A 16486-nucleotide genomic window follows, 5' to 3' on the forward strand; every position below is an offset into this window, starting at 1 on the left:
TATTTGTTAGACGATACTTAATTGATGTTCTTTTTTCCACATAGCTGCATATTTGCCCTCCTTAGCGATAAGACTTTGATGTGACCCTTCTTCAACGATTTGTCCTCCATCCACAACTAATATATTGTCTGCATTTTTAATAATGGAAAGTGTATGGGCAATCATCACCACTGTTTTTTTCTTTTTCAAAAGATTTTTAATCGCTTCTTTTACAGCTAACTCATTTTCGATATCTAACGAAGCGGTCGCTTCATCTAATAAAAGTATAGGACTGTCCTTTAAAATGGCACGTGCAATGGATATACGCTGCCTTTCACCACCAGATAACTTATTACCATTTTCCCCAATGATTGTGTCATAGCCATACTCCAACTTCTCAATAAAATCATGGCAGTTGGCCTCTTTTGCAGCATTAATAATTTCTTGTTTTGTTGCTTCTGGCTTTGTATAGCGAATATTATTTAATATCGTGTCATTAAACAAAAAAGTATCTTGATCAACCATTGAAATTTTTGGCATTACTTTTTCAGTAGCGATCGATTGAATCGTTTGCTGACCAATTAAAATATCACCACGATTAGGCTCATAATATTTTGTGATTAAATTTAAAATAGTTGATTTTCCCGAACCCGATGGCCCGACAATTGCTACAAACTGGGAAGACCCAATTTCAAAATTAATATCACGCAATACAGGTTCTTCTTGGCTATAGGCGAAATTCACATTGTGAAAAGCTATACTATATTGTTCAGGTTCAAAAAAGGCATCACTTGATGGCTCTTCCTCTGCATCTAATACAGCTTCAATTTGACGTTTGGCAATCATAAAATTTTTATAAGAGGTAAGGTCAATAAAAAGTGTGCCAAACAATTTACATGTAAATAAAGGGCTGATGCTAATTAGAAAGAAGGAAGAAGCCTCTAGATTTCCTGCCAACCATTGATGACCTGCTAAATAAAGAACAATCGGTAAACTGAACCAACAGAGAATGCTAAATATCGTACCAATTGGAATTACTTTGATCTCATATACATAACTAATATCACTATAGGCTTTCATAGAATCAGTTGTTGCTTTATTTTTAACACCACCTAAACCAAATGATCGTAGCGTTTGAATACCATTAATATACTCCACTACATCACTTGTATTTTTTGTCATAATATTTTTCTTCTCGTTCCCGTATTTTTTTACCATTAAAAAGGACAAGTAAAGTGATGGTAATAATAATAAGCCTGAACATAAAAGAACTATTCCAGCAGATATCGAATGCGTTGCAACGAAGCCAATTAACAGTAAGCTAAATGAAGTATTTTTTATAATATCACCAATTTTATGAGTCAAAATATTTTCATAATTATTAACACTTGTTGTCGTTGCATTAATGTACTCGCCAATTTGTGCCTTCGTAAAGGAGGAAAGTGGTATTTTTTTCATTTTATCGCCCAGCGACAAGCGAAGAATTCTACTTACTTGCGCACCACCAATTTGCCCTCTCGTATAACCAAATGCATAGACAATTAAGCGAATAACAAAAACAGCACCTAATAATAATATAGTTTGAGTTAACATGCTCATCGTTAATTGCTCTGTAATTAAGGCTTTAATCGTGTAGTATAAAACGATAAAATTAAAACCAGCTAGCATCCCTTCGATGACATTGAAAACAACAGAAAGATAAAAAGAAATATTTTTTCTAAATGCATGTTTTTTGTCCATACTAAATTCTCCTTCATCCATTAATTACGCCTTAGCGTAATTGTACCCGTCGCTACGTAGGTAATTTTCTTCCAAATATGTGACATCTGCTGAACCAAGATAAATATCTTACAATTCATACGTAATTTCTCTAGCTTTGCTATAATCCTGCCAAACTTTTTTATATGAAGGGCATTCTTCTAGCATATCTTGATGTGTTCCACACGCTTGAATTGTTTCATTTTCGACAATGGCCACTCGATCACAATGCTTAATCATTCCAAGACGATGTGCAATGATAATAACCGTTTTACCTACACAAAGCTCAGCAATGGCCTGATCAATTTCGGCTTGATTTTCTGGGTCAGCTGCGGATGTGGCTTCATCCAATATTAGTATAGGCGCATTTTTTAAAATGGCACGTGCAATCGCAATACGCTGCTTTTCACCACCAGAAAATCTAATGCCAAAGCTCCCTACCTTCGTATCATAACCATCTGGTAATGAAATGATAAAATCATCAATTTGGGCCTTTTTTGCTGCTTCTCTTACTTCATCAAGTGTGGCGCTAGAGCCCATAACAATATTTTCGAAAACGGTCCCACTCGTTAAAAATGTCTTTTGGAATACTATCGTTATATTTTTTAATAATTCCTCATACTCAATAGCCTTGACGTTTTGATTGCCGATTAACACTTCCCCTTGTTGAACATCATTAAAGCGTGAAATCAACTGGACAATTGTACTTTTCCCTGAACCTGAAGCACCGACAATAGCTATTTTTTCATTTTCAGCAATCGTTAGATTCACATTTTTTAAATGTTCTTTCTGCCCATCATAAGAGTAGTTAACATTTTTCAATTCAATAGTATAATTCTTTGGAAATGCTTGCCCTTGTTCAAAAACAGGTGTTTCTAAAAAAGTTACACATTTCTTTACAGCATTTAATACTTGTGCAAAGTTCATGCCTAATTCTTGTAGAGGGCGTAGTTCTGTTAAATACAATGAACCTACAAATGCAAAAAGAATAAAGACACTTCCTGTTAAGCTACCATTTAAGAACCACATGCCACCTATGGGCACCATTAGCAATAAACCGCACTCTATAATAATGATATAGCTCGCATATGGTGGGCCCATTTTCAAAGATATTTCTTTCCATGTCTTAAATTCATCATCTACAGCTTTAGCAAACTTTTGAAAAGATGAACTGCTCATGTTAAATGCCTTAATTAAACGCATGCCTTGAATATATTCGATAATGATTGCATTTAAATTAGCTATAGAACGTGCTGCACGATCCATCATTTGATTCGTACCACGAAACATGATGGCCATAACTGCTACTGCAATGATTAATGGAATAAACGAAATAAGCGCTAACGGTACATTTACCGTACATAAATAGATAAAGACAGCTATTGGACCACTCATATAAAAGATGAGCTCTGGTAAATGATGGGCTAAAAATAATTCTAATTTTTCGATTTCTTCATTTAATAATGTTTTAATTTCCCCTGTATTTCGTTCATTTAAAGAGCCTAATGGTACTTGTGCCATATGCTCTGTTACTTGACAACGCACTTTAAATAACGTTCGATAGGCTCCTTTATGCGAGAGAGTACCAGAAATAGCAAAGAGCCCAAATCGAACAATAATCGATGTAATCAAAAGTAATAAATTTTGAATTAATAAGGCTTCCGTTAAGGTATTGTGATAGACTTGCTCAATAATTTGATAAATAACGAAATAAGGTACAATTGTAGAAAGACCACTAATTAAAGAACATAAAACCGATAAATATAAATATTTTTTATCTTTTCCTGCCCAAGAAAGAAGCATGAAGATCGGATTTTTATTTTGTAGTGCTTTTTCCATTGTTATTCAGCCCCTTCCTACACAATCATCTGTGTAATTTTACATTGTACTTTACTCAGCAGCCGCTAACCTTGCTGTAGAGTGAAAGCATCAATTGTATACTGCTGATTTTCTTTATTCAGTATATAATCGTCTTGCTTCTTTCCATCTTCAAAACGAAGAATACGGTGACAGCAGGTCGCTATAAATTCCAGGTCATGTGTTATAACAAAAACAATTTTATTAGCCTCCGCTAAACTTTTTAAAATACTTGCCACCTTTTGCATACTGTCATAATCTAGTCCACTTGTCGGTTCATCAAATACTAAAATTTCCTTTTCACTTATTAAACTAGCCGCTACTGCAAGCCTTTGTTTTTGTCCACCTGATAATGTATTAGGGTGTCGGTCTGTCAACTCTAATAAATCCATCTCCTCCAATACCTGTTGTACTAAATTTGAATCAGGATTTTTCACCCCAAAGACACATTCCTTTTCGACTGTTTCAGCAAATAACTGATAATTAACATCTTGCATCACCAGATAGGAGAGCTGTGCTTGTTTTTTCGAAGTTAGTTTTTGATTATTAAAATAAATATTTCCAGATGTTATTTTATGTAGACCACATAGCGATCTAGCAAAGGTCGTTTTCCCTGCCCCATTATGTCCTGTGATGGCAATAATTTCGCCGCTTTTTGCTGCAAAGTGTATATTTTCCAGTATATTTCTCTTTTTATGTGAAATCGTAACATCCTTCACAACAAGTTCATGGACTTTATGTTTAGCAGGCTGCTGTCGATGTTGAAACTGTACATTGCTTAAATAAAGCGTGCGTAGCCCCAATTGTTCCAGCTGTTGATTCGAAAGCTGTAAAAATTCCTTTTGTGTATAAGTTGATACAATTTGTCCCTTATTTAACACAATGGCAGTATCAATTAAATCTCTTAAATAATAAAGTCGATGTTCAGATATAATAATCGTCTTACCTTGCCTTTTTAGTAAGGCAATCATCTCCTTTAATTCTTCAATAGCAGCCGCATCTAAATTAGACGAAGGCTCATCTAGCACAAAAACATCTGGTGCAACAGCATAGACACTCGCAAAGGCAATCTTCTGCTTCTCACCACCTGATAAATGAAAAATATTACGACGACGAAGCTTTTCTAAACGAAGTTCCAATGTAATCTCTTGCATTCTTTCTTCCATCATTTCTTTTGGATATGCCATGTTTTCCATTCCAAATACAATCTCACTATCTGTATCAACGTTAAAAAACTGTGATCGTGGATTTTGAAAAACTGTCCCTACCTGTTCACTTAATTCATACATCTTTCTATTTTCTACAGGTAGATTATTTAACATCACTTGCCCTTTAAGTTGGCCGAAATAAAAATAAGGAATTAAACCGTTAATTGCTCTGATAATCGTTGTTTTCCCACAGCCACTTTTACCACATAATAAAATGCACTGTCCTCTTTTCACATGAAAATTTATATTTTCGATACCTTCACTTTTCTCATCTGTATAATGGAATGAATATTGCTCGATTTTCAACATATGAACAGCCCTCCAAATACAAAAAACGTCAATACAAAAACGACAATACTATCGCTTAGTTGAAAATGTACATGTTGAAAGCAAGAGCGCTCTTTCGGGTTTTCAATTCCCCTCGCTATACTTGCAGCAGATAATTCATCAGCAATTTTGGATGCTGCCATCATTAAAGGAACATATATGCATTCAACCGTTTGCATAGGTTTTGTTAGAAAGCCTATGATGGAGGGAGAAATGCCCCTTAATTTCATCGCATCCTTTATATAGCGCCAATCTTCCCCAATCATAGGAAAATAGCGTAACATGACGGCTAATGGAATAATTACTTTTTTTGAAAGTCGTAGTTTTCCTAAGGCCGTCATAAATTCATTGATTTTGGTAGTCCCAACTAGTAACCCTCCCATGACAACACATGGAAAAATTTTTCTAATAAACATAGCAAACGAGACAAACATTAGCTCCCATGTACCAGATAAAAATCTTTCACTTATAAAGTGAATACCTAGAATAAATCCATATCCTAGCATCATTTTTATTGAAAATGACAACATACCCATCAATAGACAAAGACTAAATATGATGACCATTAATAGCAGTTCGTATTGAAAAGAAGGTGACAAAAACACCGCAACATTCACTAACAGTAGCAGGTATATTTTTGTTCTTGGATCAAGCTTGACGGTGGAAACTTGCATATGCACATTGCTCTGCTCATACATATAAATCTTCTCCCTTAATCTTAAAGTTTCACCACTCTAGCTATGCCAGTACCCCAGATTTCTCAAACTGTTTTTTCAATAATTTTTTCCCTAAAAAACCACTAATGAGTGCACAGAGCATTGTACCAATAATCATTGCTGGTAGCATCCAGTTTTGGGCCGTTGTTAGCATCGTATCCATATAAGCTTGTTCTGTTCCTTGACCTACTAAATACTCCTTATATGCTTGTTGATTGAACCATAGCATTATGTAAGACCCCATAGGATGAAGTGAAAAAACAATATAACTCATCATATTAATCGTATTATTTTTATACTTGCCGATTGATGCAATGAATTCGCCTAGCAAAGCTAGTACTATACATGCTAATGACCATAACCAGTACATTCCTGTTACGAACGTAATAATCGCTATCAATATCCCCAAAATTAGTATTGGGCCAAATTTCGGTACTTTCGCTAGCATTAATAAATAAATAGGGCCCGTTAATAGGGCTGCACCCGCTGGCATTAAAAAAGTCAATACAGGGTTGGGTGCGAAAAAGGCTGACCCAATCATCATAAATATAAAGAAAAGCGCTGAGAAAATACCGACTGTTATTAAATCTTTCATCGTAAGCGTTTTTTGTTGCATCGTTTGTGTATACATATTTACATCACAATCCCTTTCTATTGTAATTTTTACTATAATTAGCATCTTTAATTGATAACGATTATCATTATCTATTATAATGAATAACAGTACATAAAAATATGCCCACACTGTGTTTACGTCTAATCAAGGAAAAGGAATGTCTAATTGAGGGAAGGGGAAAGCAAATGACTTTACAACATTTTGAACCTCTATTATTAAAAAATGGATTTTCACAAGATGATCAGAAGAGTAAATATAACGCCATAGGAACTACTTTCACAATTGATCCAGCTTTAGGTAACGGGTATTATTGGATATATCATGCCAAAGATATGTTTTCTATTCTTATTCATGATTTTTATTTTTTTGAGGATCATCGATTAGAATTAACGATGCCTGAGCTACTAACAATCACATACTACGAATCTATTTCAGGCGAGGAGCTTCATCCTTATCAACCATTAAAGTCTGGCTATATAAGAAGCTATTGGAGCAAAGGTGAAAAATATAGTGCTATTATTCATAAAAATATTCCAGTACAATCAATTGGCATTGAGTTTACTGCTACATTTTGTGATCAATTTTTAGCATATAAATATGGTGAAAAATATGTGAATCCACGACAAGCGTTAACAACATTAAAAGCGACATCTACTTTTTCAGAGATGGTTATTCTCCTTCGACAAATAGCTGCTTATCGTGGTTCCGACCTAACTTCTGCCCTTTTTTATGAAGGAAAAGTATATGAAGCATTGGCTCTCATTATGGAACGAGCCCTTTCTGATAAAACATGTCATTGCTCACAAATTTCTAAAGAAGATATTCACCATATTGAGCATGTAGCCGCTCATATCGAAAATTACTATACGCTTCAACTAACATTAGATCATTTAACGAAAATTTCATGTATGGGTGCTACAAAATTAAAAAAGCTATTTAAAGAAGTGTATCATTGTACAATTACTGAATATATCCAAAAGCAACGAGTCCATCAGGCTGAGAAACTACTAGCTCATACAGAGCTTCCTATTAATGAGATTGCTCGGAAAGTAGGCTATCAAAGTGCCGGAAGGTTTTCAGAACTATTTAAACGTTATCTAGACCTCACACCTAAAGAATATAGACAGCAATTATCGAAAGGCTAAACGAATAGGAGGGTATAATTATTATAAAACTGGCTTTACTTTCAATTACAGATGTACACTTTGACATGTACCATTCGAAACTTACAGCTTTTATTTCCAATGAGAAAAAAAATAGACTCCAAAAATTTCACTATAAAGAAGACTACAAGCGAGGGCTATTAGGGGATATATTAGCTAGATATTTAATTTCAACAAATTTTAATATAGCCCCCTGTACTATTGAATTTGCTAATAATTCGTATGGCAAACCTTTTATTAAAAATTTACCAAATGCCTTTTTCAATGTTTCTCATTCAGGAAATTATGTTTTTTGTGGTGTCAGTAATACAGAAATTGGCGTTGACATTGAAAAGCATCATTTATTGGATCTCAATCTTGCCCAGCATATATTCTCCTCTGAGGAATATAAGGATCTCATCACGTTATCGGACAAGGATCAATTAGATTATTTTTTTAAGCTTTGGACATTAAAGGAAGCCTACATCAAATACTTAGGCATTGGCTTATCAACGCCACTTCAATCTTTTTCTTTTAAAATAATGGAAGGCACTATTCATTTCCATGGTAACCATTGTGACATTCTTTCTTTTTTATCCACCCATCTCGAAGGACAATATTCGCTTGCTTGCTGCTCTACTGAAGCTATTGAAGCAAATGCTATTGAATTATTATCTTTACAGACTATCATCACCTCTTTCAACAATAAGATGGTTTATGAATCTTGACTGCAATCCGTGGGGGCTTTCTATCTCTCACGGATTATTTGCTTTCACCAATCGGACTTGTACAGGTTCTAACCAACGCAAAAAACCTCCTAACAATAATTTGTTAGGAGGTAAAACGCTATTATCGAAATTGAATATCATTTTTCACATCATTATGATGAATTTTGATGTTAATTAATACTACCTGTTGGGTATAATGTCGTTCCTCCAATGGAGACTTTGATTTCATTAGACATTGGAACATTATATTCATCAATAACCGTTCTCCACCATTCCCAGGCAAGACCTGTACACTCTCTTGCATAAATTCTTATATTTTTTGAATTAGCAGGAAGTGGTATTACTGTAGAGAAATGAGCTGTTTTGTCCTTCCAATTTCCATCCCAAGTTTTATGGGTTAATACTTCATTTCCATTTTCATCATAGGAAAATTCGTCCCAGGCTACTTCAAATTGAGCAACATATGCACCATAATGATCAAGGATGATCTTTCCTTTAGAATATTCTGTAGATGTCGTCTCAATATAATCTGTATTATTATGAACAGCAGCAATTGAATGATCCTTTAAGAAAACACTTGTATACGAAATTGGATATGCTGGATTTTTAAGACTAAATTCTGCATTATCTTTAATTATTCCTCGAATATCATTAAAGTCCTTTGAGACAATTTGATTATGCTTTTGTGAATCTCCTCCTAATACTACAGCCGTAAAGGAGCTTTCTTCAAAAATATCCTTGTACTGTGCACTAGTTTCTACATTCGTATTGACATTCTTCAGTAAGGCTTTAAAAGCAGCTTGTACATCCTTGCTCTTAGAGCTTGTTTCTAATTTCACATAAATTGTTCTACCATAAGCTACATTTGATACCATAACGGGAGGAGCATCATTACTTACCCCTTTACGCGTTAATTCTTCAAAATGGACACTATCATCAAAAAGGTCTGATGGATTGTTAGGTAGTTCAGCACTTACGGTATAAAATATTTGTTTGTATGCTGCAACCATCACTTTTTTCTCGCCGTTCGCAATCGCATTAAAGTCAATCCCTAGTGAATTGTCAAGAACTTGAGCGTTGACATTCAGAGCACTCGCTATTTGAGATTTGCTATAAACCATAGATTCAGAATATTGTAGTCTTGCAGGTAAAGTATGTGTTGTGGAATATTTCTCACTCCAAGTAGATACTAACTCATCTACTGCACCAGACACATTACCATATGTTGGATTATCCACCGTTATAGTATTTTCCCTTTTCATGCCAGGTAAATCAATGCTAATATTTAGGGGTTTTCTTTTAGCTACCAATAAACTAGGTTGATTGTCTACAAAAGCTCGGTTTGCAAGTTGTAATGCTCCTGGATATGTACGATTCGCCATAGAATCAATAATTGAAATATCCACCGGTGAAGTTGTAAGTGATTTTTTATTACGTTCAACCACTATAAATTTATTATTTGAGTTAATACCTTCTTTTGGAACAAAGCTATCAACCTTGTCACCATTCACTGCTAATACTTCCTTGTTATTGTAGTTCAAGTTTGCTATACCTGTATCAATGTCAGATATGCTTTTTTCACTAGATGTATTCATATCAAGTGTTTCAGCAAAAGAAATACTAGGATAATTTATGATACATAAACTAAGAGATAAACATAATAAAAACTTGATTACTTTTTGAATTCCCAAATAAATCCACTCCTTTTATAGGAAATTATACCATACAAAATTAATTTTCAAAAATAGTATTTTGGTTTCATTTTCAACTTGCTATCTAGTATGTACTAATGACTATTGTGTAACATTTGCTATGATATCCTAACTATTCCCTCTTAAGTAAGCTATATTGGTTTGAGCAACGAAAAAAGCCTCCTAACATTGTCGTTAGAAGGCAAAACTATGGGAATTCTATTTAGTTCTTATCATTCAATCAATCAAATGTAATTTTATTGACTGCATCACGGTCTAATTTTTTAATAACTTCTACCATTAATTTAACAGCGTTATCATAATCATCACGATGTAGGATACCTGCATGTGAATGGATGTAGCGTGTCGCAATACCGATGGATAGTGCTGGTACGCCATTTGCTGTTACGTGGATGGAGCCAGCGTCTGTCCCACCGCCAGCCATCGCTTCAAATTGATATGGAATATTGTGCTCATCTGCTACATCTAATACGAATTCACGTAAGCCACGGTGTGATACCATAGATGCATCATACACAACGATTTGTGGGCCAGCACCCATCTTACTAGTTGATTCTTTAGCTGTAACACCTGGCGTGTCTCCTGCTACACCTACATCTACTGCAAATCCAATATCTGGTTGGATTTTATATGTTGCTGTTTTAGCACCGCGAAGCCCCACTTCTTCTTGTACATTCCCTACTGAATAAAGAATGTTAGGATGCTTTTCATTTTGTAACGCTTTCATAACATCAATCGCAATAGCACAACCGATACGGTTATCCCAAGCTTTTGCTAATAGATACTTATCATTTTTCATAACATTAAATTCAAAGTATGGTGTTACCATATCGCCAGGACGCACGCCCCACTCAAGTACTTCATCTTTAGAAGCAGCACCAATATCAATAAACATATCTTTAATGTCTACTACTTTATTACGTACATCTGCAGGTAAAATATGAGGTGGTTTTGAACCAATAACCCCAATCACTTCATCACCCTTACGAGTAGTAATCGTTACACGCTGTGCAAGCATTACTTGACTCCACCAGCCGCCTACCGTTTGGAATTTGATAAAGCCTTTGTCATCGATTTGCGTTACCATGAAACCTACTTCATCTAAATGTCCTGCTACGACAATTTTAGGACCGTTTTCATCGCCTACTTTTTTAGCAATTACACTACCTAAGTTATCTGTTTCTACAGTGTCTGCATATGGTGCAATGTATTTTTTCATGACCTCACGAGGTGCACGCTCATTACCTGCAATACCATTCGCATCTGTTAAATCTTTAAACATTTGCAATGTTGAATCTAGTTGTGTCATCCTTTTGCCTCCTACTTCTCGTATCTACTTTATTATACTTCGTTTACCGAAATATTCCTAGCTTAATCGTCTGAAAATTAGTGTATTTCTTACTTTAATATCCTGAACGCTGACGCTGGTAATTTTCTTGGTTTTTCTCAATATAAGCGCCAACCACGTCCTCAAATGTAAAACTGAGGTTATACGCGAGTACCCCGTAGCATTGCCAAATGGCTAAGTAGCGCTCTTTGGTAGGTTGCTGAATAAATGTTAAAATAGCACTTTGTGTCTCTAAAAAAATGGCTGTTAAATCTCGATTTTCTTCTACCACAGGCCACTTTTCAATCGATGTATAGCCCTTTAATAAGCCAAGCGATAAGATAAAGTGAATAGAATCCACATATTCTTCTAAAATAACCTCACGTGCTGAAGGCCCCTTTGTGCTCCAAAACTTAAAGCAGCGCGTTTCATTCGCAAGCTCTGCTAACTCTACCATTAAGGCTAAGCCCTTTTCCTGAAACACATCTTGCTGAATATTTTGTGTTTGCTCGATAAAATCATCCAGCTCTTGTTGCATTGTAAACAATTGTTGTAAATTCATTTTTATCTCCTAAATTTCTAAAAAAATATTTTAAATAAAATGAAACTATTTGACCTCTCTAATCGTATAGGAAAGAATAACCTTTCTTCAAGGGGGAAAATTTAAAAATGTTGCCGTTACTAATTCGACTTGCTGTGATAGCGCTTATTATCTATGTATTTTATAAAGCGATTCGTTATATAACCGATCCTAAACGCAAACTTGATGAAGCCTATGAAAAAGGCCAATATTATTTTTACGATGACGTTAAAAATGTGCGAAAGAATTTCTTCATTTCCTATAAGGGTGCTCTTTTTGAAGGTGAAAAATACCTAGGCACGACAGAGGATGCTTTCGAGGTTGTGACTATTTTTGTCGGTGCGCGTGACGCTGCGACGCTGCAAGGCCTCTCCAAAAGCGACTTTGAATATTTACAGCAGGAAATTTTATTGAACTATCCAAACGCAAAAATTAATTGGAAGCAGCCCATTGAACAGCTTATGCGGAACACATCCCCATCATGAGGATGTGTTTTTAATTCATGTCAATTATGACCACAATTGTACAATGATAAAAATTTGAATGGCTGCTAATAGTGGAAAACCAAATGCAAAACGATTGTGGCGTGTTTTATGGCGGAATAAATACATACCTAGCACGCCACCTCCTGCCCCTCCTGCTATGGCAAGCGTAAACAACGTGCGCTCCGCAATACGCCATTCATGTTTTTTAGCACGTGATTTATCCATACCCATTAAAATGAGCAGCACAATCGATACAATGCTCATATACGCTAATAATGCTTGTCCCATTTCTTACTCCTTTATCTAGAAAACGTTATACTACTAATCTAACACAAAAAAGACTGATGGAAAAATCCATCAGTCTTTTTTAACACCTGTCGCTTATGCTTTCGGTGCAGAAAATTCCTATTTTGCACCTGCCGCTGCGCTTTCGGTGCAGAAATAATAGTTGACTACGTCAACTATTATTTAGCTACTGCTTTTTTAGCAGCGTCTGCTAGTTGAGTGAATGCTGCAGCATCTGTTACAGCAAGGTCAGCTAACATTTTACGGTTAACTTCGATACCAGCAACTTTTAAACCGTGCATTAAACGGCTGTAAGAAAGACCGTTCATACGAGCAGCTGCATTGATACGAGTGATCCATAATTTACGGAAATCACGTTTTTTCTGACGACGGTCACGGTATGCATATTGACCTGACTTCATTACCGCTTGGTTAGCAACTTTATATAATGTATGTTTTGAACCATAGTAACCTTTAGCTAATTTTAATACTTTTTTACGACGTTTGCGCGTCACTGTTCCGCCTTTTACGCGTGGCATATGAATTACCTCCTGCTTTTCATTTAAAAATGAATGTTAGTATTTTTGTAGTCAATTATTTCATGTAAACAAGTAAAGATTTGATGCGTTTGAAGTCACCAGATGAAACGATGTTTGCTTTACGTAAGTGACGTTTTTGTTTCGTAGATTTGTTTGCGAATAAGTGGCTTCCATAAGCACGGTCATATTTTAATTTACCTGAACCCGTTTTTTTGAAACGTTTCGCAGCTCCACGGTGAGTTTTCATTTTTGGCATGTCGAATTCCTCCTAAACTGTTCGTCTAATATTATTTCTCGTTCTTTGGTTGAAGAACTAAGAACATGCTTCGGCCTTCCATCTTCGGTTTTTGTTCTACCGTTGATACTTCAGCACAAGCTTCAGCAAAACGATCTAACACACGTTGACCAATGTCCTTATGTGTAATCGCACGACCTTTGAAACGTAAGCTACATTTTACTTTATCGCCTTTTTCAAGGAATTTAATCGCATTACGTAACTTCGTTTGGAAATCATGCTCATCGATTGATGGGCTCAAACGAACCTCTTTCATGACGATGACCTTTTGATTTTTACGAATTTCACGGTCTTTCTTTTGCTGTTCAAACTTAAATTTACCATAGTCCATGATACGAGCGACTGGCGGCTTGGCTTGAGGGGCCACAAGGACAAGATCCAAGTTTACACGAGTGGCGATTTCTAGCGCTTCATTACGTGTCTTTACACCAAGCTGGTCACCATTGTGATCGATTAATCGAAGTTCACGTGCGCGAATGCCTTCGTTTACATACATGTCTTTGCTAATAGTAATCCACCTCCAAGTAGTTGTCGCGAATACATGGTTTGGGCAAAGTCTTGCCCGGTTGAACGGTACATCCTCTTGTCATGTCCATAAAAAAAGGACGGACATTTTTGAAGATGTCCGCCCGCTATATGTGCATGCGCAAGTCTACGCAAAACAATTCAACGTGTCATACCTGTTCACAGCCTTTAAAGCGTTGTATCAGGTGAGAAGCGGGCAGCCTCTACTTCAACCACAAACTTTGTATTCATTAACCTTAACTATATTAGCATGTATATGATAAGCTGTCAAATGTTTATTTTCTTATCACTACTAGCTTAGCCTAAATGCAAATGTTCTATACAAAAACAAGATTCATTTTACACAGAAACCCTCACTTTGGCAAGCGTACTTTATTATGAAAGCTTATTTTGTAATTTCGGCTTTTATAGTTGCTAGGAAATCCTCAAAGCTAATTGTTTCTGAATCTTTTGAGCCATAGCGTCGAACATTTACGCCATTCGCCTCTACTTCCTTGTCACCAATTACTAGCATATACGGAATCTTTTTCATTTGTGCTTCACGGATTTTATAGCCTAATTTCTCTTCACGATCATCCATTTCCACACGCAAGCCAGCTGCTGTTAATTGCTCTTCAATTTGTTTTGCATAGTCGAAGTGTGCTTCATTCGATACTGGAATAACTTCTACTTGTACTGGTGCTAACCAAGTTGGGAATGCCCCTTTGTATTCTTCAATTAAGAAGGCAACGAAACGTTCCATTGTTGATACAACTCCACGGTGAATAACAACTGGACGGTGTGGTTTTCCATCTTCCCCAACATACGTTAAGTCAAATCGCTCTGGTAATAAGAAGTCTAATTGAACTGTAGATAAAGTTTCTTCTTTACCAATCGCTGTTTTTACTTGAACGTCAAGTTTAGGACCATAGAATGCCGCTTCACCTTCTGCTTCGAAGTAATCTAAGCCAAGCTCATCCATTGCTTCTTTTAACATGCTTTGTGCTCTTTCCCACATTGCATCATCATCGAAGTATTTTTCAGTATCTGCTGGGTCGCGATAAGATAAACGGAATGAGTAATCATTTAAATCGAAATCTTTATAAACCTCTAAAATTAACTGTACTACTTTTTGGAACTCCGCTTTAATTTGATCTGGACGAACAAAAATATGTGCATCGTTTAAAGTCATTCCTCGTACACGTTGTAAACCTGAAACCGCTCCTGACATTTCATAACGGTGCATTGTACCAAGCTCTGCAATACGTAATGGTAGGTTACGATAAGAATGCATGCTGTTTTTGTATACCATCATATGGTGAGGACAGTTCATCGGACGCATAATTAATGTCTCGTTATCCATCTCCATTGGTGGGAAAATAGAATCTTGGTAATGATCCCAGTGACCCGAAGTTTGATAAAGCTCTTTCGAACCTAATACAGGTGTATAAACATGTTTATAACCTAGTGACAATTCTTTATCGACAATATAACGTTCAATAACACGACGAATTGTTGCACCATTTGGTAACCAAAGTGGTAAACCTTGACCTACTTTTTGAGAAGTTGTAAATAGTTCTAACTCTTTCCCGATTTTACGGTGATCACGTTCTTTTGCTTCTTCTAGCATTTGTAGGTGATGTTTTAATTCTTCTTTTTTGAAGAACGCTGTACCATAAATACGTTGTAGCATTTTGTTATCAGAGTTCCCTCTCCAATATGCACCTGCTAATGATAACAGCTTGAATTCACGTAGTTTCCCAGTTGATGGTACGTGAATACCACGGCAAAGATCGAAAAACTCGCCTTGATAATAAATAGATACTTGCTCATCTGCTGGAATGGCCTCAAGTAATTCTAATTTATATTCATCGCCAATCTCCTCATAGATTGCTTGTGCTTCGGCACGGCTTACATTTTTACGTTCTACTTCTAGGTTTTCAGCAATAATTTTTTTCATTTCTTTTTCAATTGCTGGCAAATCTTCAGCAGTAATTGGTGTTGGTGAGTCAATATCATAGTAGAAACCACCTTCAATGACTGGGCCAATACCAAGCTTCACATCTGGGAATAGACGTTTAATAGCTTGTGCTGTTAAATGGGCAGTAGAGTGACGTAAAATTTCAAGTGCTTCCACATCATCTTGTGTAATAATCGCAATTGTTGCATCCTCTTCAATTGGTGCTTTTAAATCTACTAACACACCATTGATTTTACCGGCATAAGCTTTTTTACGTAAGCCAGGGCTAATAGATAATGCTACATCATCAGTTGATGTACCTTTTGCAAATTCCTTTACAGCGCCATCTGGGAAAGTTAATTTAATCATTTCTGACATATTCTTTGCACTCCTTCATTTTGTTGAATACATAATGCTTGATGATTAGCTTGAGTCATTGTTTGTGTGACTTCGGCTTGAATTGAGCGG

16 protein-coding genes and 1 other annotated feature are annotated in these 16486 nt (G+C 35.9%); of the genes, 3 read left to right on the forward strand and 13 right to left on the reverse strand.

The genetic code is table 11. The annotated features are described in order from the left end of the window. Nucleotides 1-6: 6 nt before the first annotated feature. From NST76_RS15920 to NST76_RS15940, 5 genes are all read right to left on the reverse strand, one after another. Nucleotides 7-1719, reverse strand: coding sequence for an ABC transporter ATP-binding protein (locus tag NST76_RS15920; RefSeq protein WP_089934157.1), 1713 nt, complete (start codon nucleotides 1717-1719; stop codon nucleotides 7-9). A gap of 108 nt (nucleotides 1720-1827) precedes the next feature. Further along, nucleotides 1828-3576 (reverse strand): ABC transporter ATP-binding protein, encoded by a 1749-nt coding sequence (locus NST76_RS15925; protein ID WP_330493079.1) that lies wholly within the window; start codon nucleotides 3574-3576, stop codon nucleotides 1828-1830. 65 nt (nucleotides 3577-3641) lie between these two features. After that, on the reverse strand, nucleotides 3642-5111 hold the full coding sequence (locus NST76_RS15930) for an energy-coupling factor ABC transporter ATP-binding protein (RefSeq protein ID WP_330493078.1): 1470 nt from the start codon (nucleotides 5109-5111) through the stop codon (nucleotides 3642-3644). Further along, nucleotides 5105-5827, reverse strand: coding sequence for an energy-coupling factor transporter transmembrane component T (locus NST76_RS15935; RefSeq protein WP_051891635.1), 723 nt, complete (start codon nucleotides 5825-5827; stop codon nucleotides 5105-5107). The genes NST76_RS15930 and NST76_RS15935 overlap by 7 nt, the downstream gene beginning before the upstream one ends. Nucleotides 5828-5867: 40 nt before the next feature. Beyond that, entirely contained in the window at nucleotides 5868-6590 is a 723-nt protein-coding gene (locus NST76_RS15940) for an MptD family putative ECF transporter S component (protein ID WP_244504859.1), read from the reverse strand. Nucleotides 6591-6646: 56 nt separating this feature from the next. Here NST76_RS15940 and NST76_RS15945 point away from each other — a divergent pair, with 56 nt between their 5' ends. Continuing rightward, nucleotides 6647-7606 (forward strand): AraC family transcriptional regulator, encoded by a 960-nt coding sequence (locus tag NST76_RS15945; protein ID WP_036121620.1) that lies wholly within the window; start codon nucleotides 6647-6649, stop codon nucleotides 7604-7606. Between the two features lie 65 nt (nucleotides 7607-7671). Beyond that, a complete protein-coding gene (locus NST76_RS15950; RefSeq protein WP_342544142.1) occupies nucleotides 7672-8331 on the forward strand; it encodes a 4'-phosphopantetheinyl transferase superfamily protein in 660 nt (219 codons plus the stop codon). Between the two features lie 170 nt (nucleotides 8332-8501). Here the strand turns inward: NST76_RS15950 and NST76_RS15955 are convergent, their stop codons facing one another. The 3 genes from NST76_RS15955 to NST76_RS15965 all read right to left on the reverse strand — a co-directional run bounded on the left by NST76_RS15955 (nucleotide 8502) and on the right by NST76_RS15965 (nucleotide 11932). Next, the gene (locus NST76_RS15955; RefSeq protein WP_058843379.1) at nucleotides 8502-10028 is read right to left on the reverse strand and encodes a thiol-activated cytolysin family protein; all 1527 of its coding nucleotides are present in this window, start codon (nucleotides 10026-10028) and stop codon (nucleotides 8502-8504) included. Nucleotides 10029-10263: 235 nt separating this feature from the next. Then, complete coding sequence (locus NST76_RS15960) at nucleotides 10264-11352, reverse strand: M42 family metallopeptidase (RefSeq protein WP_342544143.1); 1089 nt, start codon at nucleotides 11350-11352, stop codon at nucleotides 10264-10266. Nucleotides 11353-11446: 94 nt separating this feature from the next. Further along, complete coding sequence (locus NST76_RS15965) at nucleotides 11447-11932, reverse strand: dUTP diphosphatase (RefSeq protein WP_036121628.1); 486 nt, start codon at nucleotides 11930-11932, stop codon at nucleotides 11447-11449. Between the two features lie 107 nt (nucleotides 11933-12039). Here NST76_RS15965 and NST76_RS15970 point away from each other — a divergent pair, with 107 nt between their 5' ends. Beyond that, nucleotides 12040-12435: a hypothetical protein gene (locus NST76_RS15970; RefSeq protein WP_036121631.1), complete on the forward strand. Its 396-nt coding sequence runs from the start codon at nucleotides 12040-12042 to the stop codon at nucleotides 12433-12435. A 24-nt stretch (nucleotides 12436-12459) separates the two neighbouring features. Here the strand turns inward: NST76_RS15970 and NST76_RS15975 are convergent, their stop codons facing one another. The 5 genes from NST76_RS15975 to thrS form a co-directional block, all read right to left on the reverse strand. Next, nucleotides 12460-12723 carry a DUF1294 domain-containing protein gene (locus NST76_RS15975; RefSeq protein WP_058843380.1) on the reverse strand — a complete coding sequence of 88 codons (264 nt, stop codon included), beginning with the start codon at nucleotides 12721-12723 and terminating at the stop codon, nucleotides 12460-12462. A gap of 176 nt (nucleotides 12724-12899) precedes the next feature. Beyond that, nucleotides 12900-13259 carry a 50S ribosomal protein L20 gene (gene rplT / locus NST76_RS15980; RefSeq protein ID WP_004226314.1) on the reverse strand — a complete coding sequence of 120 codons (360 nt, stop codon included), beginning with the start codon at nucleotides 13257-13259 and terminating at the stop codon, nucleotides 12900-12902. A gap of 55 nt (nucleotides 13260-13314) precedes the next feature. Further along, nucleotides 13315-13515, reverse strand: a complete 201-nt coding sequence (gene rpmI / locus NST76_RS15985; RefSeq protein ID WP_004226312.1) for a 50S ribosomal protein L35 — start codon at nucleotides 13513-13515, stop codon at nucleotides 13315-13317. A gap of 31 nt (nucleotides 13516-13546) precedes the next feature. Beyond that, nucleotides 13547-14050, reverse strand: coding sequence for a translation initiation factor IF-3 (gene infC / locus NST76_RS15990; RefSeq protein WP_025114499.1), 504 nt, complete (start codon nucleotides 14048-14050; stop codon nucleotides 13547-13549). A gap of 95 nt (nucleotides 14051-14145) precedes the next feature. Then, nucleotides 14146-14294 (reverse strand) — a sequence feature (ribosomal protein L20 leader region). A gap of 170 nt (nucleotides 14295-14464) precedes the next feature. Then, a complete protein-coding gene (gene thrS, locus NST76_RS15995; RefSeq protein WP_340809320.1) occupies nucleotides 14465-16396 on the reverse strand; it encodes a threonine--tRNA ligase in 1932 nt (643 codons plus the stop codon). Nucleotides 16397-16486 lie beyond the last annotated feature (90 nt).

The organism is Lysinibacillus sp. FSL W7-1291 (assembly GCF_038593415.1).
GTDB lineage: Bacteria > Bacillota > Bacilli > Bacillales_A > Planococcaceae > Lysinibacillus > Lysinibacillus fusiformis_D.